Raw genomic sequence first — 24,713 nt, 5'->3', positions numbered from 1 at the left:
TGCTCGAGCTACAGTGCGGCGCTATCGCGTAGTTGTTTGAACAGCTTGCGTGCGCTGGCCGGCGTTTTGCCTTGCTCACGTTCGCGTTGTGCGTTACGCACGAGCTGGCGCAGGGTTTGGCGGTCAGCATCGGGGTAGTCGGCCATAAAGCGCTCAATACCGTCATCGCCTTCATCGATAAGACGATCGCGCCACTTTTCCAAGCGGTGGAAGGCATGGTCACGTTGTTCACGCTCTTGCTCAATGGCATCAAACACGGCATGTATGGCCGGCAAATCCTCTTTGCGCATGAGTTTGCCAACGTACTGCATGTGACGACGACGGCCTTCGTGCGAGCGAATACGCGCGGTCTCGTCGATGGCGCGTAGCAGGTCATCCGATAGCGGAAAGCGGGCACGCTCGGCAGGTGACATGGCAATCAGCGTTTCGCCTAGCTGCTGCAGTTCATGCATCTCGCGTTTGAGCTGGGATTTGCTTGGGCGGATGTCCTGTTCATCCATTTCGATGGGGGTCGGGCGTTTTTTCGGCATGGTGGCTCACAGCAAACAGTTAAATGAAAGGCGGCATTATAGCAGGCCGCCAGAGAATGACAGGGGTATCGCCTAAGAGCGCGGTATCCGTAAAGGAGAGTGAAGTATGGCACAGGCATTCGATGCAAATGCTCAGCAAAGCGTGCTGGCATCGCGCGCGCAAGAGGCGCTCGCACTGGCAAAGCATTTAGGGGCTGATGCGGCAGAAGTGGGTGCAAGCGTCGATCAAGGTGTCGGCGTGAGCGTGCGTCTTGGGGAGGTTGAAACCGTTGAGCTTTCGCGCGACCAAGGTATTGCGGTAACGGTCTACGTTGGACAGCATAAAGGTAGTGCGTCCTCCACCGATGCGGGAAGCGACTCGATTCGTGCCACCGTTGAAAAGGCCATGGCAATCGCACGTTATACCGGCGAAGACCCGGCAGCCGGGCTGGCCGATGCTGAGCTGATGGCGCGCGATATACCGGATTTAGACGTTCATCATCCTTGGGCCTTAAGCACCGAGGAAGCCACCGAGTTAGCGTTAAGCTGTGAACGCGCCGGGCGTGAGGTTTCAGGGATTACCCACTCGGACGGCGCGTCGCTATCCACGGGGGAAGGCGTGCGTGTGTATGCCAATAGCCATGGCTTTTTGGGCACGCAAAAAGGCAGTCGACACTCACTTTCCTGCATGTTGATTGCCGAAGATGATAATGGCATGCAGCGCGACTACGACTATACGTCGGTCCGTAATCCCAGTGAGCTTCGTGACCCGGCAGAGGTGGGGCGCGAAGCCGCAAGGCGGACACTGCGGCGTCTCGGCGCGAAGCGCCCGGCTACTGGGACCTTTCCGGTGCTATTTGATCCCTCAATGGCGAGTGGATTAGTGGGCCATTTAATGAGCGCTATTGCCGGTGGAGCCCTTTACCGTCAAGCCTCTTTTTTATGTGATCGACTGGGGACGCCGCTGTTTCCCGAATGGTTTAGCTTAGAGGAACGCCCCATGGAAATGGGTGCGATGGCGAGCTCACCGTTTGACGGCGAAGGAGTGCAGACACGCAATAATCGCTTTATTGAGCAGGGAAAGTTAGCCAGTTATATGCTTTCTTCTTACAGCGCTCGTCGCCTAGGTATGCAAACCACGGGAAATGCCGGTGGCGCACGCAACTTGCGCCTTAGTGCGCCGTTAAGCTCGTTCGAAACCTTATTAAAAGACATGGGCTGTGGTATTTGGGTAACCGAGTTAATGGGACAAGGCGTTAACGGTGTGACAGGCGATTATTCACGCGGTGCAGCAGGTTTCTGGGTGGAAAATGGTGAGGTACAGTTCCCTATTGAGGAGTTCACGATTGCGGGAAACCTAGCACACATGTTTGCTAATCTACGGGCAGTAGGAAGCGATATTGATACACGAGGCAGCATCCATACCGGTAGCTGGTTGATCGATGATATGACAGTGGCTGGAAGCTAAGCAGCAGTTACTGATCCTCATCAAAGCGGGCGTCGAATAGTGCTTCAATGGCATCAAGTGCTTGTTCGGCGTCATCTCCCTCAGCCGTAACGGTAAGCTCGGTGCCACACGGCGCCGCAAGCATCAGCAAAGCCATAATATTGGCGGCATTGGCTTCTTTCGTGCCTTTATACACAGTAACGCGGGCACTAAATTGCTGACCGCAATTAACCAATTTGGTGGCGGCGCGTGCATGTAAACCGCGCTTATTATTAAGTGTTAGCGTTTTCTTTGGCACCCTGGTTCCTTCTTCCAAGCGGTGTCGTTTTGGGTACAAGGCCTGAATTACGTTGCAAGCCTTGATTATTCATACCATCATTTTTCGGCATTTCGACGTTACGTAACGCCGCTTTCATTGATGATATATTGTAGGCCTAGTTCGCGGTGTCGCAGATGGGCTTCGCCGGTAGTGGCGATTATGCGCTGGGCAAGCTGCTCGGCCAAGTAGACAGAACGGTGCTGACCACCCGTGCAGCCGATCGCAATTGTCATATAGCTGCGTTGGCTACTTTGGTAAGCAGGTAGCCAACGAATTATCCAATCATGGATATCTTGGCACATGGCCTCTACGATAGGGTAGGTGCTTAAAAAGGCTTGAATATCGTCATCGCGTCCGTTTGATTGGCGCAATGCGGGGTCCCAATAGGGATTAGGCAGACAGCGCACATCAAACACGAGATCTGCATCAAGCGGAACGCCGCGTTTATACCCAAACGATTCAAACGTAATGGTAAGTTGGTCAGGCTGGTGATGGGCCACTTGGTCGGTGATTCGCTGGCGTAAATCGTGAGCCGAGAGGCGCGATGTATCTATGGTGAGATCGGCTAAGTCGCGTACTTCGCTTAACGCCTCTTCTTCTTTTACGATCGCTTCTTCAAGCGTTAGCTCGCTGTTGCGCGTTAGCGGATGGCGTCGGCGGGTGGCGGAATAGCGCTCAAGGAGAATCCTGGCATCGGTGGTAAGAAAGACCACCTGAAAGTGGATGCCGCGCTGCTCTAACTCAGCGAGTAAACGTGGGAGCTGCTCAAGTGCGCCAGGCAAGTTGCGAACATCAATGCTGACAGCTATACGAGCTTGTTCACCCTGATCGCGGATTTCATCCACCAGAGAGCCGAGCAAAACGGCCGGTAGATTATCTATCGCATAGTAGCCAAGATCTTCCAGAGCCTGAAGGGCAATCGATTTACCTGAGCCTGAGCGACCACTGATAACGACCAGTTGCATAGAGTGTCCCTTTATGGGGGCAGAACAAGATAGGGTCAGAACATTTTTTTGCTGAGGTACACAGCAAAAATGCTCGCTTACGTTGAATGAGCGCGTATTTTTTCGCTAATTAAGTCGAGAAGTTCTCGTTGGCTGCCTGCTTTGCGAAGTTGGGTGCGGGTATCGACGTCGTTCATGATCGTGGCGACTTGACCGAGTAGCGCAAGGTGCGTGTCATCCGCCTCTTCAGGTACAAGCAGAATAAACACAAGGTCCACCGGGTCACCATCAATGGCATCAAAATCAACCGCTTCGGTCAACTTCAAAAAGCTCGCAATAGGTGCCGTGCAGTGAGGACTGCGCGCGTGAGGAATGGCTACCCCATTACCGATGCCCGTGCTGCCAAGCCGCTCACGGCTTATTAGGCGGCTGAACACTTCTTGGCTATCAAGGCTGGGCGTGTTTTGGGCGATAAAGGTGCTGAAGAACTCCAGCACCCTTTTTTTGCTGCCCCCAGGGACATCGTAAAGCACGCGCTCCGGGGGGAGTATCGTTTCCAATGTCATTAGCTTACCGTGCACCAGCGCCTTGGGCGCGTGCCTGTGCTTTTTCTTTGTGTTTGACGAGTTGGCGATCAATTTTATCCGCCAAAGCATCGATAGCAGCATACATGTCGATATCGGTTGCTTCAGCGTGCAAATCTGCACCGGCTGCATGAAGCGTGCATGCGGCTTGCTGGCGCTCTTTTTCTACCGACAACGTCACCTGAACGGTTGTGATATTGTCATAGTGGCGCTCAACACGAGCCAGCTTTTCGTTGACATAGTCACGCAAGGCGTCAGTCAGTTCTACATGATGACCGGTGATATTGACTTGCATTGACGTACTCCTTATCTATCGGACTGTCTTTCGATTGTAACCCTTTTTTCTATTAAGCAAAGCCCTTTACGGCAGATTCCGATTAACTAGCGTAATCGGCGTCGTTCACTCGAAGAGGGAATGCCCATGGCTTCGCGGTATTTCGCGACGGTGCGACGTGCCACGTTAATATCTTCATGACTCAAAAGCGTGACGAGTCGACTGTCCGATAGGGGTTTTTTCGCCGGTTCTTCCTGTATTAGCTTTTTGATTCGTGCGCGAATTGCTGTGCTGGAGTGGCCTTCACCCTCTTGACCGCCGCTGACTTGGCTAGAGAAGAAGTACTTTAGTTCAAACACACCGCGCGGCGTATGCACGTATTTTTGCGTTGTGACGCGTGAAATCGTGGATTCGTGCATCTCAACAGCTTCTGCAATATCGGCCAAGATCAGCGGTTTCATGGCTTCCTCGCCGTACTCAAGAAAGTCAATCTGGCGCGCAATGATCTCGCGTCCTACGCGCAGCAAAGTATCATTACGGCTTGTTAGGCTTTTGATTAGCCAGCGGGCTTCTTGCAAATGTTCTTTGAGAAATTGGTTGTCTTGGCTTTTGTCGGCACGCTTGATCAAGCTAGCGTAGTCGGGCTGAATGCGCAGCCGGGGCATGGCGTCAGGGTTGAGGGTTAAATGCCAGCCTTGTTCATCATGGTGAATGACCAGATCGGGTATTACATAACCGCTTTCGGCGTTGCCAAAGGTGCTGCCCGGACGTGGGTCAAGACTTCTGATGAGCTGTATCACGTCATCGAGCTGCTCGTCATCGAGGCTTAGGCGGCGTTTTAACAGGCGTCGATCGTCACGGCCGAGCGCTTCTAAAAACTGCCGCACTAGCCTGCGAGCCGGGATTAAAAGGGGGGTATCGTCGGGTACGGTGGCAAGCTGTAACATCAAACATTCGCGCAAGTCGCGAGCAAACACACCGGTAGGTTCAAACTGCTGGAGGCGAAGCAAGACGCTTTCGATATCACGCTGGTTAACTCCGTCCACGTGCTGGTGGCGTAATCCATCGCGTAGTTCGTTAAGTGGCTGCAGCAGGTAGCCATTATTGTCCACGGCGTCGATCAACGTTTCCGCGATAAGCTGCTCGCGTGAGCTAAAATCCGTCATTGCCAGCTGCCAGATCAGGTGGCTTTGCAGGCTTTGGTTAGGCGTGTCACGTTCAAAATCGTGGGCATTGCTGCCCCCACTTAATGCGCTACTGAAGTCTTGATAGGTATCTGACCATTCACTATCCACGGAGAGTTCGCTGGGGATGTTGTCCTCCCAGCCAGCTTCTTTCTGCTCGATGATGGCTTGCTCGCTGAATTCCTCTTCTTGCTCGAGCATCGGATTGGCATCAAGTGCTTGCTGAATTTCCTGGCGAAGTTCCAGCGTCGAGAGCTGCAATAGGGCGATGGCCTGTTGCAGTTGAGGTGTCATCGTTAGCTGGGTACCAACACGCAGTTGAAGGGACGCTTTCATGACCATTCGCAGGTAACCACTACACTAGAGAAAGGCTCCACACTAAGGCCCGTTGAACCTGTGTGCAACTAGCAATAAGCATGCCGCCTGCAAAATACGTGCCACGATTTTGATTGATGCGGGGATTATCCGACAGCGCGTAAAATCACTTCCTGAGTCGCGAAGCGCGAAGGGAGTGGATACAAGCGTAGCATCCATCGGTTGCCCTTGCTGTCTGTTTGCACAGTGCTATACTCCTATCGTCAACACGACCTACCGAGGGGCACTCGGGAAGTATACGTCTGTGGAGACGATGTGAGACCTGGGGGATAGGCGTTGGTTCGTCACCGTAAAAATCCCCATGGGATTTTGCGGCGATAACCAAGCCATTCCCTCGGGCAATCGTCTTTGAAGCAGAAATCAGGAAGGTGACGACCTGGGAATCTCCATCCTGAAACGCGCCAGCACTGAAGGGTGGAGAGGATGTCAAAGGCGGAAATCATCGCCGAGATAGACTTCACGTACTTCTTGATTATCTAAAATCGTGTGCGGTGAGCCGCTCGCAATAATATGGCCGTCGCTAACAATATAGGCGGTATCGCAAATATCCAGCGTTTCGCGCACATTGTGATCCGTGATTAATACCCCAATGTTGCGTGCTTTTAGCGTGCGAATAATCGATTTAATGTCACCGACGGAAATAGGATCAACGCCGGCAAACGGTTCATCGAGCAGTATAAAAGCGGGTTCCGTGGCAAGCGAGCGGGCAATTTCCACTCGGCGACGCTCTCCGCCGGAGAGACTCATTCCTACGTTATCGCGGATATGGGTGATATGAAAATCGTTTAACAAGTGTTCAAGGTGTTCTTCGCGCGCCGCATGGTTGAGGTCTTTGCGGGTCTCTAAAATCGCCATGATGTTATCGGCGACTGAGAGCTTACGAAAAATTGAGGCTTCTTGAGGAAGGTAGCCAATGCCGGCGATTGCACGTTCATGCATGGGTGCGCGGGAGAGATCCCGTTCATCAATGCTGACCTTTCCCGCATCGGCTTTCACCAGCCCGACGATCATATAAAACGATGTTGTTTTGCCTGCACCGTTAGGACCGAGTAGCCCGACAATACTGCCCTGTGCGATATCGAGGTTGATATCCTTAACCACCCGGCGGCGTTTGTAGCTCTTGGCCAGGTGGCGTGCACTTAATGTTTTGCTCGGTGTTAGCGGCTGGCTTGTCGCGGTAATATCGTCAAAAGACACCCGGTTTCTTCTCCTATTCAGACGACTGCTCTGGCTGTAGCGTCATGCGAATTCGCTGGTTGTCGCTACCCTCAACGTTGGAGCGAGCTTGGACGACTTCGCGGTCAATAAAATATTCCAATCGTCCACCGGTAAAGCGGTCACCTGCTTGAGTCAATTCGGCGCGGTCAATGAGCTCAATGCGGCGCTCAGCAAGGTGATAAACAATGCGCCTTGCGTGGCCTTCCATCAGTGCTTCTTGTCCATCGGGGCGGTGTCGCATATAAGCGCGATTACCAATGGCCGTGGCACGCGATAGCTCGCCCGCTTCATTGCGTATAATTTCGACCTGGTCACCGCGAAGTTGCATTTCCCCCTGGCGAATCTCGACATTGCCGCGATAAACAGCAGTGCCAGCGCGCTGATCAATGTCTAGCTGATCAGCTTCAACTTCAACAGGGTCGCTAGGGGCTGCGTAAGCCGTGCTTGCTGATAAGCCTAGCGCTAGCGCCAACAGTGAACCATAAAGAAAAGCGTTGGCTTTCATGGGGAGTCCTCGTCAAGGGCTACTACGGGATGATAGCCGCGCACATTACCCGTTAAGCGCAAGGCGTCTAGGTTGAGCCATACCTCCATGCGCTGGGCTTGCATGTGTTGTGGCGGCTGCTGCAAGCGCACGGGGGTGTTGCTATAAGCGTAAGCGGTATCGCTATCGTAGTGTAATTGCTCGGTTTCAAGCTGCCAGTCTTCCTCTGGGGCGCGAATTTGTGCGTTGTCCGAGAGTATCAGATGCTTTCGCTGGTCAATGGTGCCGCGTTCCGCACTGGCATGCCAACGACGTTGCTGGTTATCAAAAAGTGTCGCTTGAGGGGCGACGAGTTGCGTGATGGTACGTTCGGGCGTGTGCGTTAATTGCGCTGTCCTAAGAACTTGATGACGTTCACCGCTGTTATCAAAAAGCGTAAGCGTGGCGTTTTTCACCACGTGGCTAGGTTCTTGCGCTTGGGCTTTTGGGTCTAGGACAACGGAATCGCGGTCATAAAGATCCCACCACGCTAATAGCGTGCCTAATCCAACAACAAGCGCTAGCAGTAAAATACGATTTTTGAAGCGCTGAATCGGCATGGGTATCACGCAGAGGGCAGGCCGTGTAAATAGGTATCCACTACTGCACCCCAGTGCCCTTGAGCATCTAATAGTGTATCGCAGACTTCACGCACGGCACCGTGCCCGCCCAAGCGTTCAGTGACCCAATCAGCATGTTTGTGCATGTAATCTGGGGCATTAGGCACTGTTATGCCGACGCCGGCTCGCTTGATCGCGGCTAAGTCGGGTAAATCATCGCCGCAGTAAGCGGTTTGGTCTAACTCGATGCTCAGTCGCTGGCAAAGGTGACGCAGGGTGGCAAGCTTATCTTCGCAACCTTGGTAAACGTGCGAAATACCAAGTGCCGCTGCCCGTTGGCTTACCATGGGGGAATCTCGCCCAGTGATGATGGCGACGTGGAGGCCGGCACGCTTGAGGAGTTTTAGCCCGTGGCCATCTAAAGTGTGGAACGCTTTAATTTCCATTCCGTCGGCCTGAAAGTAGAGGCGGCCATCGGTTAAAACGCCATCAACGTCAAGAGCAAGTAAGCGCACACGGCGCAACTGATCAATAAGTGGGACAGGTAGGGTCATGTAGCCTCCATAAAAAGTGACATCAAGGGCCGTTAAATAACGCCACTGACGAGTAAGTCGTGCATGTGGAGGGCGCCAATGGGGCGCTGCTGCTCATCCACAACAGCAAGCGCTGTGATTTTGCTCTCTTCCATCAAGTGTACGGCTTCTGCCGCAAGAACGTCAGGTGTAATGCGTTTACCCGGACGTGTCATTACGTCATCGACACAGACTGCTCGCAGGTCATGGTGGTGATCCAGTGTGCGGCGCAAGTCGCCATCGGTGTATACCCCGGCTAGGCGTCCCTGATCGTCAACGACGCACGTAAAGCCAAGCCCTTTGCGGGTGATTTCTATCAATGCATCACGCAGCGGACTACCAAGCGAAACTTGCGGTAGGCGTTCGCCAACGTGCATGACGTCTTTGACTTGCAGTAGTAGGCGTTTGCCTAACGTGCCGCCAGGATGAGAAAGCGCAAAGTCTTCTGCGGTAAAGCCTCGTGCTTCAAGCAATGCCACGGCAAGTGCATCGCCTAATGCCAGCGCGGCTGTGGTTGAGCTAGTGGGAGCAAGGTCAAGGGGGCAAGCTTCACGCTCAACGCCGTTGTCTAAATGTGCTTCGGCATGGCGTGCAAGCGTCGAGTGGATGCGCCCAGTCATGCTGATAAGTGGTATACCCAGACGTTTTAGCAGCGGGAGTAGGGCGGTGACTTCCGCGGTTTCGCCCGAATTGGACAAGGCGAGCACGACGTCGCTGCGCGTGATCATGCCCAAATCGCCATGGCTAGCTTCACCGGGGTGAACGAAAAATGCCGGGGTGCCCGTGCTCGCCAGTGTGGCGGCAATTTTGCCCGCGATGTGGCCGGATTTTCCCATGCCCGTGACAACTACACGCCCATGGCAGGCGAGAATTAATTCACAGGCGTGGTCAAACTGAGCGTCAAGTTTGGCCTGTAAGCCACCAATGGCGGCTTGCTCAATTTGTAAAGTGCGCTGCGCACTTTCGCGTAGTGGGCTAATCGTCATGGTTGATTTAGGCCATAGTAGTAAAGAGGTAGTAATAAAGAGATGCGTGGCGGTAAAAAATAAAAGTAACATTACATGATAATGAACACCCCTTCAGGCAACAATTGTTTTGGCAGCGCCAGGGCAGGTTAGGATACAATGTTCGATAACTATTTTGAACGCTGTTAACACGATAAACGCATAGCGTTTACGCCGGGACGGCGTCTCGTGCCTGGAATGAGTGCTTTTGCTATGACGGATGCTGGCTTTATTGAAATTGAAAATGTTCATTTTACCCGCGGAGATAATGAGATATTCCGCGGCGTCAGTTTGTCCATACCGCGCGGTAAAGTAACGGCGATCATGGGGCCTAGTGGTACGGGTAAAACCACGCTTTTGAAGTTGATTGGCGGGCAGTTGCACCCCGACAGCGGTCGCGTCATTATCGATGGTCAAGATGTGCATCGGCTTCCGCGTAAAGCGCTTTTCAGTTTGCGTAAAAGGATGGGAATGCTGTTTCAATCCGGCGCATTGTTTTCGGATCTAAATGTGTTTGAAAACGTGGCGTTTCCCATCCGGGTGCACACTGATCTGCCCGATGCCATGGTGCGTGATATCGTGCTATTAAAACTGCAAGCGGTCGGGTTGCGCGGTGCCCGCCATTTAATGACATCAGAACTCTCTGGCGGTATGGCGCGCCGAGTGGCATTGGCTCGGGCGGTGGCGCTCGATCCGGAGCTTATACTCTACGATGAGCCGTTTGTGGGCCAAGACCCGATCTCGATGGGGGTGTTGGTGCAACTGATCAAGCGTTTGAACCAAGCGCTGTCGTTGACGTCAGTTGTGGTATCTCATGATATTAAAGAGACGTTGAGTATCGCTGACTACCTGTATTTAATTGCTGATGGTGAAGTGGTGGCACATGGGACACCGCAAACGTTAGATGTCCATGAGGATCCGCGTGTTAGCCAATTTATGCACGGCGAGCCGGATGGACCTGTTCCTTTTCATTATCCAGCAAAACCGCTTTACGATGATATTCTTGGTGAAGATGCAACCATAAGGGTCGGCTAAATGCCTGAACACGTTTCAAACGCCGTCGCGCGTGTCTCTCGATTGGGACGCAGAAGTTGCGATCTATTAGAGGCGCTTGGTCGCGCTGGTTTGTTTCTTTTGCAGTCGGTTTTCAGCGTACCTTCGCGCGAAGGGTTCCGGTTATGGCTGCGCCAGATGCACTTTGTGGGGGTGCTTTCGTTAGCAATTGTACTGGTGTCAGGGCTTTTCATCGGTATGGTGTTGGCGCTACAAGGTTACACTATTTTAGTTGATTTTGGCGCAGAGCAAGCATTGGGCCAAATGGTGGCACTCTCACTTTTGCGCGAGTTATCACCGGTGGTAGCGGCATTGCTCTTTGCCGGACGAGCTGGGTCAGCGCTCACCGCTGAAATTGGCTTAATGAAAGCGACTGAGCAGCTTACTAGCATGGAAATGATCGGTGTTGATCCGTTGCGGCGGGTGGTTGCCCCGCGATTATGGGCCGGTTTTGTCTCATTACCCATTTTGACTGTGGGGTTTAGCGTGGTGGGCATTTGGGGTGGATATCTTGTCGGCGTTGAATGGCTAGGTGTCTTCGAAGGATCTTACTGGAGCAATATGCAGGCGAACGTGGCGTTTGTTGATGACATTGGCAATGGCATCTTCAAGAGTATGGTCTTTGCCGTTGTTGTCACCTGGATTGCGGTGTTTCAGGGATATGATTTGGTGCCCACCTCAGAAGGTATTTCGCGTGCTACTACGCGCACCGTGGTTTATTCGTCGCTGGCCGTGTTGGGCTTAGATTTTGTTTTGACTGCCGTCATGTTCGGCGGCTTATAAATGCTGGAGCAGATGCATGAAACGCAGTAAAACCATGGAGTTTGGCGTGGGACTCTTTATGCTGGCAGGCATCATTGGGCTTGTTTTTTTGGGCTTACGCGTCAGCGGGCTAAGCTTTTCTGCCCCGTCGGATACGTTCCGGTTGGAGGCGAATTTCGCCAATATTGGCGGGTTAAAATCGCGCGCGCGAGTCACCATGGCGGGTGTCACTGTTGGGCGGGTCGAAACGGTTGAGCTGGATACCGAGTGGTATGATGCCCGTGTCGTGTTAAGTCTGGACAGTAAGTTAGAAGGACAGCTTTCGCGTGATACCACCGCTGCCATCTTAACCGCTGGCCTGCTTGGCGAGCAGTACGTTGGGTTGAGTGTAGGGGGTGACCCTGAAACGTTAGAAAACGGCGATACCATTCGCGATACGCAGTCAGCTTTAGTGTTAGAGGAACTGATTCAGCAGTTTGTGTCCAATATGGCCAGTGGTTAAGCGAAAGCGAGTGCATTGCACTAACGGAGATGAAAATACCATGAGGACGTTACTCATTAACAAGTTTGGAATGAATAGGTCTGGAATGAATAGGTCTGGAATGAATAAGTCAGGAATGTGGCGTGGTTTGGCTGCACTATCGGCGGTTTTGATGTTGACTTTGTCGCTCACGCTGCACGCTCAAACAAAAGGGCCAGTTGAGGTCGTGCGCGATAATGTCGAAGCCTTTATGGCGAAGTTAGAAGAGCGCGAATCGTTTTATCAGGAAAATATTGACGCGCTAAAGAGTGAGGTTGATAAGAGTCTTGAAGCCGTCGCGGATTTTCGCTACATCGGCGCTAGCGTCATGGGTAGCTATTTTCGTAATGCCACGCCAGAGCAGCGTCGCCGTTTTGCCGACGTATTCCGTCAAACATTAATTGATACCTATACCCACGGATTAGTGACATTCGATTACGATGAGATTCGCGTTCTCGAAAATCAAACATCACGGCGCTACGACGACCAAGCCAGCGTCGACATGGAAGTCGTAGGTACCGATGGTAACGTTTATCCCGTGAGTTACACCTTGCGCCTTTCCGGTGATGAGTGGCGAGTCGTGAACGTTATCGTAAACGGTATTAATTTGGGCTTAACCTTCCGCAACCAGTTTGATCAAGCCATGCGCGATAATAACCGTGATTATGATGCTGTCATTCAAAGTTGGTCGCCGGATGTTGGTATTGAAGAGCTCGAAGAAGGGGGCGACGCGTGACCGCTCTATTCTCAGAGCTTGCAGTAAGCCTCGAGCAGCAAAACGATACGTTGAGTGTTAGCGGTGACGTGGGAACGAATGTCGCCACGGCCTTAGCAGCGGCGGGAAGTAAGTGGATAGCGGAAACTTCACTTAATGCGCTCCATATCAATTTCGAAGGGGTCGAGAAGCCAAGTAGTGCCGCAATCAGCGTACTTTTGCAGTGGTTACGCCTGTGTCAGCAACGTCACATCGATATCCTTTCGGTATCATTATCCACTCCTCTTCAGCGGTTGGCGCATTTGGCAGAACTGGATGCGCTTTTGCAAAACCCCACGCGTGAAATGGCCGCTTCAGCAACATAGCGGCTCGCCTTTTGCTGATGGCGAGTGTTTCGCTGCGCTTTTAGGGCGAGTACGCTGCAACGCATCGCCAAAGCCGCGGCTTTTCTTTATCATTGGCACAACTTTTTTCGACGTTTTTCATAGGAGTTATCTACTCATGCAGCCTAGTGAGGTAAAAGCACTACTTGATTCACGCCTTGACGGGTGTCAGTTTCACATCCAAGGCGAGGGATGTAATTTTCAAGTAGTTGCGGTCGGTGAGGCCTTTGAAGGATTATCACCTGTCAAACGTCAACAACTTGTCTATGGTGCATTAAGCGATGAAATAGCCTCAGGCGCACTTCACGCGATTAGCATTAAAACTTACACGCCGGCGCAGTGGGAAAATGCGCCAGAAAACGCCCAGTAAGGGCGGGCTGTATGGATAAGCTACTAATTACAGGCAACGGGGTGGTGGACGGTGAAGTATGGGCTAGCGGCGCAAAAAATGCCGCTTTACCTATTCTGTGTTCCAGCCTGTTAGCTGATGGTCCCGTCGTGATCGGCAACTTGCCGCACCTGCAGGATATAACCACCACGCTTGAGTTGCTCGGGCGTATGGGGGTTGAGCCCGTGATGGGTGAAAAAATGAGCATTCAGCTCGATGGTTCTCAAGTGACGCAGTGCCATGCGCCCTATGAGCTTGTGAAAAAAATGCGTGCCTCTATCTTGGTGCTGGGTCCACTACTGGCCCATTTTGGTCATGCTGACGTATCGCTTCCCGGGGGGTGTGCGATTGGCTCACGCCCGGTCGATTTGCACATACGTGGCCTTGAGGCAATGGGCGCGGAAATTCGTGTTGAAAGTGGCTATATTCGAGCTCGTGTTGATGGCCGTCTCAAAGGTGCGACGATCTTTTTCGATACTGTCACGGTGACGGGCACGGAAAACTTACTCATGGCTGCGACGCTTGCTGAAGGCAAAACGGTGCTAGAGAATGCCGCGCGCGAACCCGAAATCGTCGATTTGGCCGAGTGCTTGATCAAAATGGGTGCCCGGATCAAAGGGCATGGTACTGACACCATTGTGATCGATGGCGTTGAGCGCCTGCACGGTTGCGAACATGATGTGATGCCTGACCGAATTGAAACGGGGACTTTTTTGGTTGCCGCGGCGATGACAGGCGGCAGGGTTAAAGTTACTCGTACCCGGGCGGATATTTTGGAAGCGGTACTGGCAAAGCTAGAAAGTGCTGGCGCGCTCATCACCACTGGTGACGATTGGATCGCACTGGATATGCAGGGCAAGCGCCCCAAAGCTGTCAATATCCGCACGGCGCCATATCCGGCATTCCCCACGGATATGCAAGCACAGTTCGTAGCGATGAACGCTGTAGCAGAAGGTAGTTCACGGGTCGTAGAGACGATTTTTGAAAACCGCTTTATGCATGTGCAAGAGCTCAACCGTATGGGGGCTAACATTGCGTTGGAAGGCAATACGGCCATGATCACAGGGGTAGAGAAGCTCTCGGGCGCACCGGTGATGGCAACCGATTTGCGTGCCTCTGCATCGCTCGTCATTGCGGCGATGATGGCTGAAGGGGAAACCCTGGTTGATCGTATCTATCACATTGATCGTGGCTATGAATGCATCGAAGAGAAACTACAGCAGCTAGGGGCGCGTATTCGCCGTATTCCGGGCTAAGCCACGCACTAACGATTGGCAATGACGATGAATAAGCAATTGGTTTTAGCGCTCTCTAAGGGGCGTATTTTACAAGAGACACTGCCCTTATTGGCCGATGCGGGTATTTCGCCTGCTGAAGATTTGGGTAAAAGCCGTAAGCTGTTGTTTGATACCAACCTGCCTAATGTGAAGCTGGTAGTGATTCGTGCAACCGATGTACCCACTTACGTACAGCTCGGTGCTGCCGATTTGGGTGTTGCCGGTAAAGATGTGTTGCTTGAGCATGGCGCCGAGAACCTTTATGAACCGCTAGACTTGGACATCGCTCGCTGCAAATTGATGACCGCAGGGGCAGCCGGTGAATCGCCTAGCCGTGCCCGGCGTCGTGTAGCGACCAAGTTTGTTAACGTGGCGCGGCGCTATTACGCCGAGCAAGGTATCCAGGCGGAAGTGATTAAGCTCTACGGTGCGATGGAGCTGGCACCGATAATGAACCTTGCCGATGAAATTGTCGATATTGTGGATACCGGCAATACCCTGCGTGCTAATGGCATGGAGCCGCGCGAGTTAATTGCATCGATAAGCACCCGGCTGGTCGTGAATAAAGCGTCAATGACGATGAAGCATGCGCAAATTAAACCGCTTATTGAGCGCTTGGATGAAGCGGTGAAAAAACGTCAAAAGCAACCGGTCAGCCCCTAATACCGAGGAGTGGCAGCGATGAGTGATACGGCAACAACACCTACGGTGGCGAGGCTTTCTACCCGCGATGTTGATTTCGCACAGCGTTTAGATGCGTTACTCGATTGGAGTGGCGTGTCAGATCATGCGGTTCAGCAACGCGTGGACAGTATTTTAGCTAAGGTAAAGCAACAGGGCGACGTGGCGGTAGTTGAAACCACTAATCATTTTGATCGGTTGTCAGTCAGCTCAATGAGCGAGCTGCAATTGACCCCAGAGCAGCTCAAGCAGTCTTTTGACTCTCTTCCCGCAGCGAAGCGAGATGCCTTAACCTTCGCGGCTGAGCGTATCCGCAGTTACCATGAGCGGCAAAAACCTGAATCATGGCAGTACACAGAAGCCGATGGCACGGTGTTAGGGCAGAAAGTGACCCCGGTAGACCGTGCAGGGATTTATGTCCCAGGAGGCAAGGCGGCTTATCCTTCATCGGTGCTGATGAATGCGATTCCGGCGCACGTGGCGGGTGTTAAAGAAATTGTAATGGTAGTTCCAACCCCAGATGGCGTGCTTAATGACATGGTGCTCGCGGCAGCTCACCTAGCGGGCGTGGACTACGTTTTCACCATTGGCGGAGCTCAGGCGATCGCGGCACTGGCGTACGGCACCGAAACGGTTCCTCGCGTGGATAAAATTGTGGGGCCGGGCAATATTTACGTGGCTACCGCCAAGCGTGCGGTGTTTGGTCAAGTTGGCATTGACATGATTGCCGGACCTTCAGAAATCTTGGTGGTGAGCGATGGGAAAACAGACCCTGATTGGCTTGCCATGGATCTCTTCTCCCAAGCGGAGCACGATGAAGATGCGCAGTCGATTTTAGTCAGCTGGGATGTCGAGCACTTGCAAGCGGTAGAAGATTCTATTGAGCGTTTGTTGCCTACACTTGAGCGTGAAGAGATCGTGCGCGCTTCATTACGCCGGCGGGGTGCGATAATTGCGTGTCAAGATAAGCAAGAGGCGATCGCGCTTATCAATCGCATTGCGCCTGAGCACTTGGAACTCTCTGTCGCTGAGCCGGAAGCTTGGCTGGAGGATGTCCGTCATGCTGGCGCGATTTTCATGGGACGCTATACCGCCGAAGCATTAGGTGACTACTGCGCTGGACCCAATCACGTGCTGCCAACATCTGGTACTGCGCGTTTTTCCTCCCCCCTTGGGGTCTACGACTTCCAGAAGCGCTCGTCCATTATCCACTGCTCGGCGGAAGGTGCGTCAGCACTTGGAGACGTCGCTTCCGTTTTGGCGCGTGGAGAATCGCTAACCGCACACGCTCGCTCTGCGGAATACCGGATTCGCCATTAAGGCATTGGATACGGTGTTAGTTATTTATACCGGTGGTTATTTTTATGCCGGTAATTATTAAGGCGTGTCGTTTAAGCGACGAGGTGTGGGGAGCGCTGGTACGGGGCGCTCCCCAACTTCAAGCGTGACTTGCCTGATTTCGCCACCACGTACAATCGTCAGCGGTAATGTTGTGCCAGGCTCAATCGCGGCGATCTCACTCATCGTGGCACGGGCATCCAGCACGGGTTGACTGTCGACAGCGAGCAGCACATCACCGGGCTGCAGACCCGCAAGATCGGCAGGGCCGTCGGATATAACGCCTGCAATAATGACACCTTGCGGTGTGCGTAGCCCAAACGAGGCCGCGAGTTCCCGCGATAATGCTTGTGCTTCGATACCCAGCCATCCGCGGATGACTCTGCCTTGAGTGACCAGCTCATTTAAAATGCTATGCGCAAGATTGGCAGGAATTGCGAACCCTATCCCTTGAGAGCCACCTGAGCGAGAAAATATTGCTGTGTTGATGCCGACTAAAGCACCGTCTGAATTGATAAGTGCGCCACCTGAGTTACCTGGATTAATCGCCGCATCGGTCTGAATGAAATCTTCATAGGCGTTCAAGCCTAAGTGACTGCGTCCGGTAGCACTAATGATCCCCATGGTCACGGTTTGGCCCACACCAAAGGGGTTGCCAATGGCGAGTGCGACATCCCCTATGGCGACATCGGTTGAATCGGTCAGTGCGATAACAGGAAGATTATCTAATGGTATATGAAGCACGGCTAAGTCGCTTTCCGGGTCGGTTCCAATGACCTTGGCAAGTATTTCACGTCCGTCACGCAGTGCTACCTGTATTTCATCAGCGCCGTTAATGACGTGATGATTGGTTAACACGTAACCATCTTTGCTCACGATGACGCCGGAGCCCAGACTCGAAAGCATACGCTGTTGGTGTGTACCATCGTCGCCATCAAAAAACTGCTCAAAGAAGGGATCCGACATTAAAGGGTGTTGGTCGCGCTCGACAATACGTGATGAATAAATATTGACGACTGCTGGTGCGGCACGATTCACAGCGTCAGCGTAACTCGAAGGCCCTTCATTTCGCGTTAAAGGAGGGGCTTGTTGCACGTCTGGCTTGGGGCGTTGATTTTCGGTTTCTGTTTCAGCCGAAGACACAAGCGCGGGGTCAGCCGTTTCACTTGGGGTAATAGATGACGACTCGAAAGGGTTGGGAATCGGTTCAGGAAATACCACAAGAAACAGTACTGCGAGCAATATGCCGGTAATGATAGGCCATACATAAGGCATCACGAAGCGTTGCATTGACATTCCTTGGTTCGCAGTTTGTCAGGCGTCATTGTCTGCGTGGATACACGCCCTTTAATAATAAGTGATGGTAACATTTCTTGTGGATATTCCGCAGGTGTGACTATTCGCAGGTGTTCAGTCGAACATACGCGTTGGAGGAGGATAAAATGGTAAAGCGGGATGTGTTAGTCGCCGCGTGCGAGAACAAATTAAGCGCTAACCGATTTAACGACTTTACTCTAAACGGGCTCCAGGTCGAAGGGCGCGGACATGTTCAACGTGTCCTCACTGGCGTGACGGCGTGTCAGGCACTGTTGGATGAGGCCGTGGCTTGGGAAGCTGATGCTGTTGTCGTGCATCATGGTTTTTTTTGGAAAAATGAACCGGTTGCGCTGACGGGGATGAAGCAGCGGCGGATTAAAACACTGCTTAGCCATGATATTAATCTATTGGCTTATCACCTGCCGCTTGATGCTCACCCAGAGCTTGGTAATAATGCACAGTTAGCCAAGCGGATGAGATGGCAGTTTGAGAATTGTTTGGATGGCGAGCTGGGCGAAGGGCTGTTGTGGCAAGGAAAAACCGCGCCAACATCACTCGCGGCCTTATCGCAACGCGTTGGGCACGAATTAAAACGAGAACCCTTGGTAATTGATGCGGGTATCGGTGATATCGAACGCGTGGCTTGGTGTACCGGCGGAGCGCAGGACATGATTGCTCAAGCTTACAAAGGGAGAGCGCAACTGTTTCTTTCCGGAGAGATATCCGAGCGTACCACCCATCTAGCACGGGAAATGGGTATTCATTACATCGCCGCAGGTCACCATGCGACTGAGCGTTATGGAGTACAGGCGCTGGGCGAGTGGCTAGCCGCCGAATGTGGCATCGAGCATCGTTTTGTTGATATCGACAACCCCGCGTGAGTGCTGGGTGATTTCCTTTGCACGCGATAAAAACCTCTTCGCAAGGTCAGTAACGTGGAGGCTGTGGCGGGGTTTCGGTCTCCTTAAGGCCAAAATCTTCTGACAAAGTGCCGTTTAGACCATCCGCGTAATCACGGGGCAAATTAGCAGCTGGCCCAGTAACCTCGTCGGTAGTGGTATTTTCTTCACTTACTGACGTGGTGTTTAAGCGGCTTAAATCGAGACGACGTAGAGCGTCATTACTCAAATGCCAATGTTGTGCTTCTTGGTTAAGTTGCTGTTCCAGTGCGGTTGTTTCGTCACGAATAGTGTCGATACGTTGTTGAAAACCGTGTAGATGGGAGCCCATACGGCTTTTTAGCTCAGCTACTTGGCGCTCGCTTTCTAGAAGCTTTTGCTGCATGGCAGCGATGTTACGTTGATTTTTACTGACGAAACGGTAACCAAACGCCCCGACAGCAATACCGAATACGGCGCCAATCAAGGCAAACATTAGCTCAGCACTTGCTTCCACATCTTTCTCCCTACACTTGGTTCGTGCTTTAACTTAATGACATTGTCTCAATAACATCTTGACTACATTTAGGCATTTTGAAGCCATTATAGGCGTCTTTGGGGCGTTTGGGTCAATCCGCCCATGTGCTTTGTGTGTCTTCGGCGTATAATTCTGCCTCACTCATATTGAGGTGCTGACACAATCGGCTCAAAACGCGCTTCAGGAGATTACTCTATGCCATCCACCCCTGCCCATGGAGACGCTGTGACACGACCGAGTTCCCCCATGGAGCGCTATCGCGCCGACCTTGAAAGAGATGACTTTCAATACGATGCCGCGCAACAAGAGGCCGTCGAACATCTTCAGAGGTTGTATGACGATCTTATTGCGACACCCACCACAAAACCGAACGCCACGACAGCCAAGAAAGGCTTCAAGGCAAAGATGGCAGGGTTAGTGGGAAAAGCATCGCCAGTGCCTGCACAGCTTGCTATGCCTCGGGTTCAAGGGCTCTATTTATGGGGGGGAGTGGGTAGAGGAAAAACGTATCTCGTTGATACTTTCTACGAGGCGTTGCCATTTGCTAATAAGATGCGTACGCATTTTCATCGGTTCATGCAACGTGTACATAATGAGTTAAATCACTATAAAGGCGAAAAAGATCCCTTAAAACTCATTGCGGGAAAGTTTGCCGCAGAGGCTCGTGTTATTTGCTTTGACGAATTTTTTGTCAAAGACATTACCGATGCAATGATATTGGCTAACTTGCTAGAAGCGCTTTTTGAGCGTGGCGTTGTCCTGGTTGCCACCTCCAATATTGTGCCGGATGATCTTTATAAAGAGGGGTTGCAGCGTGCGCGTTTTATCCCGGCGATTGAGCTTCTCAATCGTCACTGCGTGGTCGTGAATGTGGACTCAGGGATTGATTACCGTTTGCGTGCCCTTGAACGGGCCGAGATTTTTCATACCCCGCTTGATGCTGAGGCGGAAACCGAGCTGCTGCGCAGCTTTCGTGAAATATCAGGCCACGAGGGGGAACTTGATGCGCCGTTGGAAGTGAATCATCGGGTGTTGCATGCACGGCGATTGCATGACGACGTTGTCTGGTTCGAGTTTAGAGAGCTGTGTGATGGGCCGCGTAGTCAGAATGACTATATTGAGTTGGCGCGTGAGTTTCACACGGTGTTGGTTTCTAATGTCACCCAAATGGATGCCAAAAAAGATGACCAGGCTCGGCGATTTATCAATATGGTGGATGAGTTTTATGATCGAGGCGTCAAGCTATTGATGTCCGCAGAAGTGCCTATTGCGTCGCTATATACTGACGGAAAACTCAACTTTGAGTTTCAGCGCACGTTGTCGCGTTTACAAGAGATGCAATCGCACGAGTACCTTGCGTTGGCCCATAAGCCGTAAGGTGATAATTCAAAAGTTTGTCTTGGTAGTTGGTGGGCTGGTGGATTGAGGGGGAGGTAAGTCGCCACAAGCGCGAAAAAGCCTTTAACTAGGTGTTTCTCTTACTGTAGAATACCGCCTCGCTCAACGTTGCTTCGCTGAACCTGGCGAGCAACCAAGAAAAATAGGGATGGTGCTAAGCTTTCGTGTTTTATTAGGCGGAAAGCTGATGACACCCAACACACTTAATCTGGTGATTTCATTCATGAAGACGTTCAGTGCTAAGCCGCAGTCCGTCCAGCGCGACTGGTATGTCGTCGACGCGACGGATAAAACGCTCGGTCGTCTAGCGACCGAGATTGCTCGCCGCCTGCGTGGCAAGCATAAGCCCGAATTTACCCCACACGTTGATACTGGCGACTATATCGTCGTTATCAATGCTGAGAAAGTCCAAGTGACTGGCAACAAAGCCAAGGCGAAGACCTACTACCGTCATACCGGTTATCCGGGTGGCCTACGCTCAATGACGTTCGATAAAATGATCGATTACGCGCCTGAGCGTATTATTGAGTCTGCCGTTAAAGGTATGTTGCCGAAAGGCCCTCTGGGCCGCGCTATGTACACCAAGCTGAAAGTCTATGCTGGTGCCGAGCATCCACATGCTGCTCAACAGCCGCTTGAACTGAACATCTGAGGAAATCTTCGCCATGACACAGCAGTATTACGGTACCGGGCGCCGCAAGACTTCTACCGCCCGCGTTTTCCTTAAGCCGGGTTCCGGCAAGATCACTGTCAATAACCGCGAACTGGATCAATTTTTTGGTCGTGTAACAGGTCGCATGGTAGTTCGTCAGCCACTTGAGTTGACTGACACTCTTAACCAGTTCGACGTCTATGTGACAGTTGCTGGCGGTGGTGGCTCAGCGCAAGCCGGTGCTATCCGCCACGGTATCACGCGCGCGCTGTTGGACTACAATGAAGACTTTCGCCTAGCGCTGCGTGAAGCGGGCTACGTGACCCGTGACGCGCGTCAGGTAGAACGTAAGAAAGTCGGCTTGCGCAAAGCGCGCCGTCGTCCGCAGTTCTCTAAGCGTTAATTTTAGCGCAATGCGGCAAAACGCCCAGGTCACAGGCCTGGGCTTTTTTTTGTTTAAATATCAAAAAGTTGCATATTTTCTTCCACCTTGGTCAAGTGCGGTTGTTCTTGTGCAGAGCGCTTAGTTTTTTTACCATAGAGCGTATTTGATATTTGTCGCTACAATGCGTTTTTGTAGCGGTACGAGTAAGCAGATGGGAGAAACCTGAAATGGCAGATAACGGCGTAAACAAAGGTCGGCGCCGTTTCCTCGTAGGTGCCACCTCCGTTGTTGGAGCGGTGGGTGCTGTCGGGGTTGCGGTCCCCTTTGTGGCTTCTTGGCAGCCTAGTGCCAAGGCAAGGGCAGCAGGTGCGCCTGTTCGAGCGGATATTTCCAAGCTTGAAGTCGGGCAGCGCATGACGGTGGAATGGCGTGGCAAGCCGGTATGGATTATCAATCGCTCAGCTGAAATGAATGAACGGACTGAGGCGGTGGAGACAAGTCGTCTGGCGGATCCTGATTCATCTGTGCCACAGCAGCCTGCTTATGTGTCAGGCACATTGCGTTCTATTAAACCTGAGATAGGCGTGTTAATCGGTATTTGTACACACCTAGGGTGTTCGCCGCTTTATCGCCCTGAACCCGAGGCAGCTGTTACAGACGATTGGCCGGGTGGTTTCTTTTGCCCATGCCATGGTTCTTACTTTGATCTTGCCGGGCGTGTGTTCCGTAATGTGCCTGCACCGACGAACCTAGAAGTACCGCCATATCGTTTTGAAAATGACGATATTATTGTCGGTGAAGATGAGGAGGCTGTCTGATGGCTAACCCAAATAAAGCCAAAGCAGAAAGCGGCATCATGCGCTGGGTAGATGATCGCTTTCCTGCAACGCAGATGATGCAGGACCATCTGACAAAGTACTACGCGCCAAAAAATTTCAATTTCCTGTATCTTTTCGGCGTGCTGGCGCTTCTGGTGCTGATCAATCAGATCTTGACCGGCGTTTGGCTGACCATGAGTTACAACCCTTCCGCTGAAGGTGCTTTTGCATCCGTAGAATACATCATGCGTGATGTGGAGTGGGGCTGGTTAATTCGCTACATGCATACTACTGGTGCCTCAGCATTCTTCGTCGTTATCTATATGCACATGTTCCGTGCTTTGATGTACGGCTCCTACAAGGCACCGCGTGAGCTTGTGTGGATCTTTGGTATGACCATCTACCTAGCACTGATGGCAGAAGCTTTTATGGGCTATCTGCTGCCGTGGGGTCAGATGTCCTACTGGGGTGCCCAGGTTATTATTTCTCTGTTTTCTGCGATTCCAAGTATTGGTCCTGACCTTGCTCAGTGGGTGCGCGGCGACTTCCTTATTTCGGGTATTACTCTGAACCGCTTCTTTGCGTTGCATGTGGTGGCTCTGCCAATCGTTATTTTGGCGCTGGTTGTGCTGCACATCATTGCCTTGCATGAAGTTGGCTCTAATAACCCTGATGGTATCAACATCAAAGATAAAAAAGATGAAACCGGTAAGCCGCTTGACGGCATTGCTTTTCATCCTTATTACACTGTGAAAGACCTCGTCGGTGTTGCGATCTTCCTGTTTGTATTCTGCATCGTACTCTTTTACTTCCCCGAAGGCGGCGGGTACTTTATCGAGAAGCCTAATTTTGAACCGGCTAATCCCATGGTAACGCCGGATCATATTGCGCCTGTCTGGTATTTCACTCCGTTCTACGCCATCCTACGCGCTATTACCTTCTCTGTGTTTGGGCTTGATGCCAAGTTCCTCGGCGTGGTGTTTATGGGTGGGGCAATCGCTATCTTGTTTGTGCTTCCGTGGCTTGATCGTAGTTCAGTGCGCTCCATGCGCTACAAAGGCTGGATATCCAAGGTGATGCTGACACTTTTCTGTATCAGCTTTGTTATTCTTGGGGTGCTGGGTGTTTTGCCGACCACTGAAAATCGCACTCTTTTGGCTCAGGTATGCACAGCCATGTATTTCGCTTTCTTCCTGCTGATGCCGATCTATACCAAGCTGGAGAAGACAAAACCCGTTCCGGAAAGGGTGACTGGCTAATGAAAAAGCAACTATTTGCACTGCTGTTTACACTCCTTCCATTAACGGCATTCGCTGCGGGCGGAGCGAGCGTGCCGTATTCCATGGATCCTGATCTATCCAATAAGGAATCGCTGCAGAATGGCATGAAGCTGTATGTCAATTACTGTATGGGGTGTCATTCAATGGAACACCAGCGTTTTGCGCGTACTGCTGAAGATATTGGTATTCCGCAGGACCTGGTGGAGCAGAACTTAATCTTTTCGTCAGATCTGGCCTTTAATGACCAGATGCACATTGCGATGAATAGTGAGGATGCCGAAACCTGGTTCGGTGTAGCGCCCCCTGACCTGTCGCTGATAAATCGTCTGCGTGGAACGGACTATATCTACTCTTACTTGCTAAGTTTTTACCGTGATCCAAGCCAACCGCTCGGTGTCAACAATACGGTACTCGAAGCTTCCGCTATGCCAAACGTACTTGAACCGCTTCAGGGTGTTCAGGAGATGGTTTGCGCTGAGACTGATCGTCCCGTTGATGGCGCGGAACTCGACCCCTTGACCGGTAAGTATCAGTCTTGCAACGTGTTGCAAGTTACGCAGCCAGGCGAGTTAGAGCCGGAAGAGTTTGAAAAAGCTATATACGACTTAACTAACTTTCTGGCCTATGTTGGTGAGCCGTCTAAGCTTCAAGCGCAAGCGATTGCGCCTAAAGTGTTGATTTTTATCATCATTTTTGGTGTGGTTGCTTACTTCTTGAAGCGTGAGTATTGGCGAGATATTCATTAATCTAATATAGCGCGTAGTAAAAGGGCGTGCGGCATGTGTCGCGCGCCCTTTGTGTTGCTAGCGGTAATACA

30 protein-coding genes are annotated in these 24,713 nt (G+C 52.0%); 17 read left to right on the top strand and 13 right to left on the bottom strand.

The features are described 5' to 3' along the window. Positions 1 to 8 precede the first annotated feature (8 nt). Positions 9 to 530 (bottom strand): ribosome biogenesis factor YjgA, encoded by a 522-nt coding sequence (yjgA, locus tag QC823_RS03770; RefSeq protein ID WP_309655019.1) that lies wholly within the window; start codon positions 528 to 530, stop codon positions 9 to 11. A gap of 106 nt (positions 531 to 636) precedes the next feature. Here yjgA and pmbA point away from each other — a divergent pair, with 106 nt between their 5' ends. Beyond that, complete coding sequence (pmbA, locus tag QC823_RS03765; protein WP_309655018.1) at positions 637 to 1,977, top strand: metalloprotease PmbA; 1,341 nt, start codon at positions 637 to 639, stop codon at positions 1,975 to 1,977. Between the two features lie 7 nt (positions 1,978 to 1,984). On the opposite strand, the gene QC823_RS03760 is transcribed toward pmbA, so the two are convergent. The 10 genes from QC823_RS03760 to QC823_RS03715 form a co-directional block, all read right to left on the bottom strand. Beyond that, a complete protein-coding gene (locus tag QC823_RS03760) occupies positions 1,985 to 2,254 on the bottom strand; it encodes an HPr family phosphocarrier protein (RefSeq protein WP_309655017.1) in 270 nt (89 codons plus the stop codon). Positions 2,255 to 2,352: 98 nt separating this feature from the next. Further along, a complete protein-coding gene (gene rapZ / locus QC823_RS03755; RefSeq protein ID WP_309655016.1) occupies positions 2,353 to 3,240 on the bottom strand; it encodes an RNase adapter RapZ in 888 nt (295 codons plus the stop codon). Positions 3,241 to 3,317: 77 nt separating this feature from the next. Continuing rightward, positions 3,318 to 3,785, bottom strand: coding sequence for a PTS sugar transporter subunit IIA (locus QC823_RS03750; protein ID WP_309655015.1), 468 nt, complete (start codon positions 3,783 to 3,785; stop codon positions 3,318 to 3,320). Positions 3,786 to 3,789: 4 nt separating this feature from the next. Continuing rightward, a complete protein-coding gene (gene hpf, locus QC823_RS03745) occupies positions 3,790 to 4,098 on the bottom strand; it encodes a ribosome hibernation-promoting factor, HPF/YfiA family (RefSeq protein WP_179928592.1) in 309 nt (102 codons plus the stop codon). 86 nt (positions 4,099 to 4,184) lie between these two features. Further along, positions 4,185 to 5,603 carry an RNA polymerase factor sigma-54 gene (locus QC823_RS03740; protein WP_309655014.1) on the bottom strand — a complete coding sequence of 473 codons (1,419 nt, stop codon included), beginning with the start codon at positions 5,601 to 5,603 and terminating at the stop codon, positions 4,185 to 4,187. A 459-nt stretch (positions 5,604 to 6,062) separates the two neighbouring features. Beyond that, on the bottom strand, positions 6,063 to 6,833 hold the full coding sequence (lptB, locus tag QC823_RS03735; protein ID WP_309655013.1) for an LPS export ABC transporter ATP-binding protein: 771 nt from the start codon (positions 6,831 to 6,833) through the stop codon (positions 6,063 to 6,065). Positions 6,834 to 6,846: 13 nt separating this feature from the next. After that, a complete protein-coding gene (gene lptA / locus QC823_RS03730; RefSeq protein WP_309655012.1) occupies positions 6,847 to 7,359 on the bottom strand; it encodes a lipopolysaccharide transport periplasmic protein LptA in 513 nt (170 codons plus the stop codon). Next, positions 7,356 to 7,937 (bottom strand): LPS export ABC transporter periplasmic protein LptC, encoded by a 582-nt coding sequence (lptC, locus tag QC823_RS03725; RefSeq protein WP_309655011.1) that lies wholly within the window; start codon positions 7,935 to 7,937, stop codon positions 7,356 to 7,358. The genes lptA and lptC overlap by 4 nt, the downstream gene beginning before the upstream one ends. Before the next feature lie 5 nt (positions 7,938 to 7,942). Further along, on the bottom strand, positions 7,943 to 8,491 hold the full coding sequence (locus QC823_RS03720) for a KdsC family phosphatase (protein ID WP_309655010.1): 549 nt from the start codon (positions 8,489 to 8,491) through the stop codon (positions 7,943 to 7,945). Between the two features lie 32 nt (positions 8,492 to 8,523). Next, positions 8,524 to 9,495: a KpsF/GutQ family sugar-phosphate isomerase gene (locus QC823_RS03715; protein WP_309655009.1), complete on the bottom strand. Its 972-nt coding sequence runs from the start codon at positions 9,493 to 9,495 to the stop codon at positions 8,524 to 8,526. A 231-nt stretch (positions 9,496 to 9,726) separates the two neighbouring features. Here QC823_RS03715 and QC823_RS03710 point away from each other — a divergent pair, with 231 nt between their 5' ends. From QC823_RS03710 to hisD, 9 genes are all read left to right on the top strand, one after another. Further along, complete coding sequence (locus QC823_RS03710) at positions 9,727 to 10,548, top strand: ABC transporter ATP-binding protein (protein ID WP_309655115.1); 822 nt, start codon at positions 9,727 to 9,729, stop codon at positions 10,546 to 10,548. Then, on the top strand, positions 10,549 to 11,349 hold the full coding sequence (gene mlaE, locus QC823_RS03705; RefSeq protein WP_309655008.1) for a lipid asymmetry maintenance ABC transporter permease subunit MlaE: 801 nt from the start codon (positions 10,549 to 10,551) through the stop codon (positions 11,347 to 11,349). Between the two features lie 16 nt (positions 11,350 to 11,365). Continuing rightward, the gene (gene mlaD, locus QC823_RS03700) at positions 11,366 to 11,830 is read left to right on the top strand and encodes an outer membrane lipid asymmetry maintenance protein MlaD (protein ID WP_309655007.1); all 465 of its coding nucleotides are present in this window, start codon (positions 11,366 to 11,368) and stop codon (positions 11,828 to 11,830) included. A gap of 151 nt (positions 11,831 to 11,981) precedes the next feature. Further along, positions 11,982 to 12,584, top strand: coding sequence for an MlaC/ttg2D family ABC transporter substrate-binding protein (locus QC823_RS03695; RefSeq protein ID WP_309655006.1), 603 nt, complete (start codon positions 11,982 to 11,984; stop codon positions 12,582 to 12,584). Further along, positions 12,581 to 12,928, top strand: coding sequence for an STAS domain-containing protein (locus tag QC823_RS03690; RefSeq protein ID WP_309655005.1), 348 nt, complete (start codon positions 12,581 to 12,583; stop codon positions 12,926 to 12,928). Before QC823_RS03695 ends, QC823_RS03690 begins: the two co-directional genes overlap by 4 nt. Positions 12,929 to 13,064: 136 nt before the next feature. After that, positions 13,065 to 13,316 carry a BolA family protein gene (locus QC823_RS03685; protein ID WP_309655004.1) on the top strand — a complete coding sequence of 84 codons (252 nt, stop codon included), beginning with the start codon at positions 13,065 to 13,067 and terminating at the stop codon, positions 13,314 to 13,316. A gap of 11 nt (positions 13,317 to 13,327) precedes the next feature. Next, the gene (murA, locus tag QC823_RS03680) at positions 13,328 to 14,590 is read left to right on the top strand and encodes a UDP-N-acetylglucosamine 1-carboxyvinyltransferase (RefSeq protein ID WP_309655003.1); all 1,263 of its coding nucleotides are present in this window, start codon (positions 13,328 to 13,330) and stop codon (positions 14,588 to 14,590) included. A gap of 27 nt (positions 14,591 to 14,617) precedes the next feature. Further along, complete coding sequence (hisG, locus tag QC823_RS03675; RefSeq protein WP_309655114.1) at positions 14,618 to 15,274, top strand: ATP phosphoribosyltransferase; 657 nt, start codon at positions 14,618 to 14,620, stop codon at positions 15,272 to 15,274. Positions 15,275 to 15,292: 18 nt separating this feature from the next. Continuing rightward, on the top strand, positions 15,293 to 16,612 hold the full coding sequence (hisD, locus tag QC823_RS03670) for a histidinol dehydrogenase (RefSeq protein ID WP_309655002.1): 1,320 nt from the start codon (positions 15,293 to 15,295) through the stop codon (positions 16,610 to 16,612). 57 nt (positions 16,613 to 16,669) lie between these two features. On the opposite strand, the gene QC823_RS03665 is transcribed toward hisD, so the two are convergent. Beyond that, positions 16,670 to 17,920 carry a Do family serine endopeptidase gene (locus QC823_RS03665; RefSeq protein WP_309655001.1) on the bottom strand — a complete coding sequence of 417 codons (1,251 nt, stop codon included), beginning with the start codon at positions 17,918 to 17,920 and terminating at the stop codon, positions 16,670 to 16,672. Between the two features lie 152 nt (positions 17,921 to 18,072). Here QC823_RS03665 and QC823_RS03660 point away from each other — a divergent pair, with 152 nt between their 5' ends. Next, positions 18,073 to 18,828, top strand: a complete 756-nt coding sequence (locus QC823_RS03660; protein ID WP_309655000.1) for a Nif3-like dinuclear metal center hexameric protein — start codon at positions 18,073 to 18,075, stop codon at positions 18,826 to 18,828. A 46-nt stretch (positions 18,829 to 18,874) separates the two neighbouring features. On the opposite strand, the gene QC823_RS03655 is transcribed toward QC823_RS03660, so the two are convergent. After that, positions 18,875 to 19,342: a ZapG family protein gene (locus tag QC823_RS03655; RefSeq protein ID WP_309654999.1), complete on the bottom strand. Its 468-nt coding sequence runs from the start codon at positions 19,340 to 19,342 to the stop codon at positions 18,875 to 18,877. 216 nt (positions 19,343 to 19,558) lie between these two features. Between QC823_RS03655 and zapE the strand changes: the two genes are divergently transcribed. The 6 genes from zapE to QC823_RS03625 all read left to right on the top strand — a co-directional run bounded on the left by zapE (position 19,559) and on the right by QC823_RS03625 (position 24,642). Then, positions 19,559 to 20,740 carry a cell division protein ZapE gene (gene zapE / locus QC823_RS03650; protein WP_309654998.1) on the top strand — a complete coding sequence of 394 codons (1,182 nt, stop codon included), beginning with the start codon at positions 19,559 to 19,561 and terminating at the stop codon, positions 20,738 to 20,740. Between the two features lie 244 nt (positions 20,741 to 20,984). Then, a complete protein-coding gene (rplM, locus tag QC823_RS03645) occupies positions 20,985 to 21,413 on the top strand; it encodes a 50S ribosomal protein L13 (protein WP_309655113.1) in 429 nt (142 codons plus the stop codon). A 13-nt stretch (positions 21,414 to 21,426) separates the two neighbouring features. Next, complete coding sequence (gene rpsI, locus QC823_RS03640; protein ID WP_309654997.1) at positions 21,427 to 21,816, top strand: 30S ribosomal protein S9; 390 nt, start codon at positions 21,427 to 21,429, stop codon at positions 21,814 to 21,816. Between the two features lie 209 nt (positions 21,817 to 22,025). After that, entirely contained in the window at positions 22,026 to 22,616 is a 591-nt protein-coding gene (petA, locus tag QC823_RS03635; protein ID WP_309654996.1) for a ubiquinol-cytochrome c reductase iron-sulfur subunit, read from the top strand. Continuing rightward, positions 22,616 to 23,875 (top strand): cytochrome b, encoded by a 1,260-nt coding sequence (locus QC823_RS03630; RefSeq protein WP_309654995.1) that lies wholly within the window; start codon positions 22,616 to 22,618, stop codon positions 23,873 to 23,875. Before petA ends, QC823_RS03630 begins: the two co-directional genes overlap by 1 nt. After that, positions 23,875 to 24,642 carry a cytochrome c1 gene (locus tag QC823_RS03625; RefSeq protein WP_309654994.1) on the top strand — a complete coding sequence of 256 codons (768 nt, stop codon included), beginning with the start codon at positions 23,875 to 23,877 and terminating at the stop codon, positions 24,640 to 24,642. The genes QC823_RS03630 and QC823_RS03625 overlap by 1 nt, the downstream gene beginning before the upstream one ends. Positions 24,643 to 24,713: the final 71 nt, after the last annotated feature.

The sequence above is a fragment of the Vreelandella vilamensis genome, assembly GCF_031451755.1.
Lineage (GTDB): Bacteria > Pseudomonadota > Gammaproteobacteria > Pseudomonadales > Halomonadaceae > Vreelandella > Vreelandella vilamensis.
The sequence above is the reverse complement of the archived record's forward strand: the minus strand, read 5'-3'. Positions and strand labels throughout refer to the sequence as shown.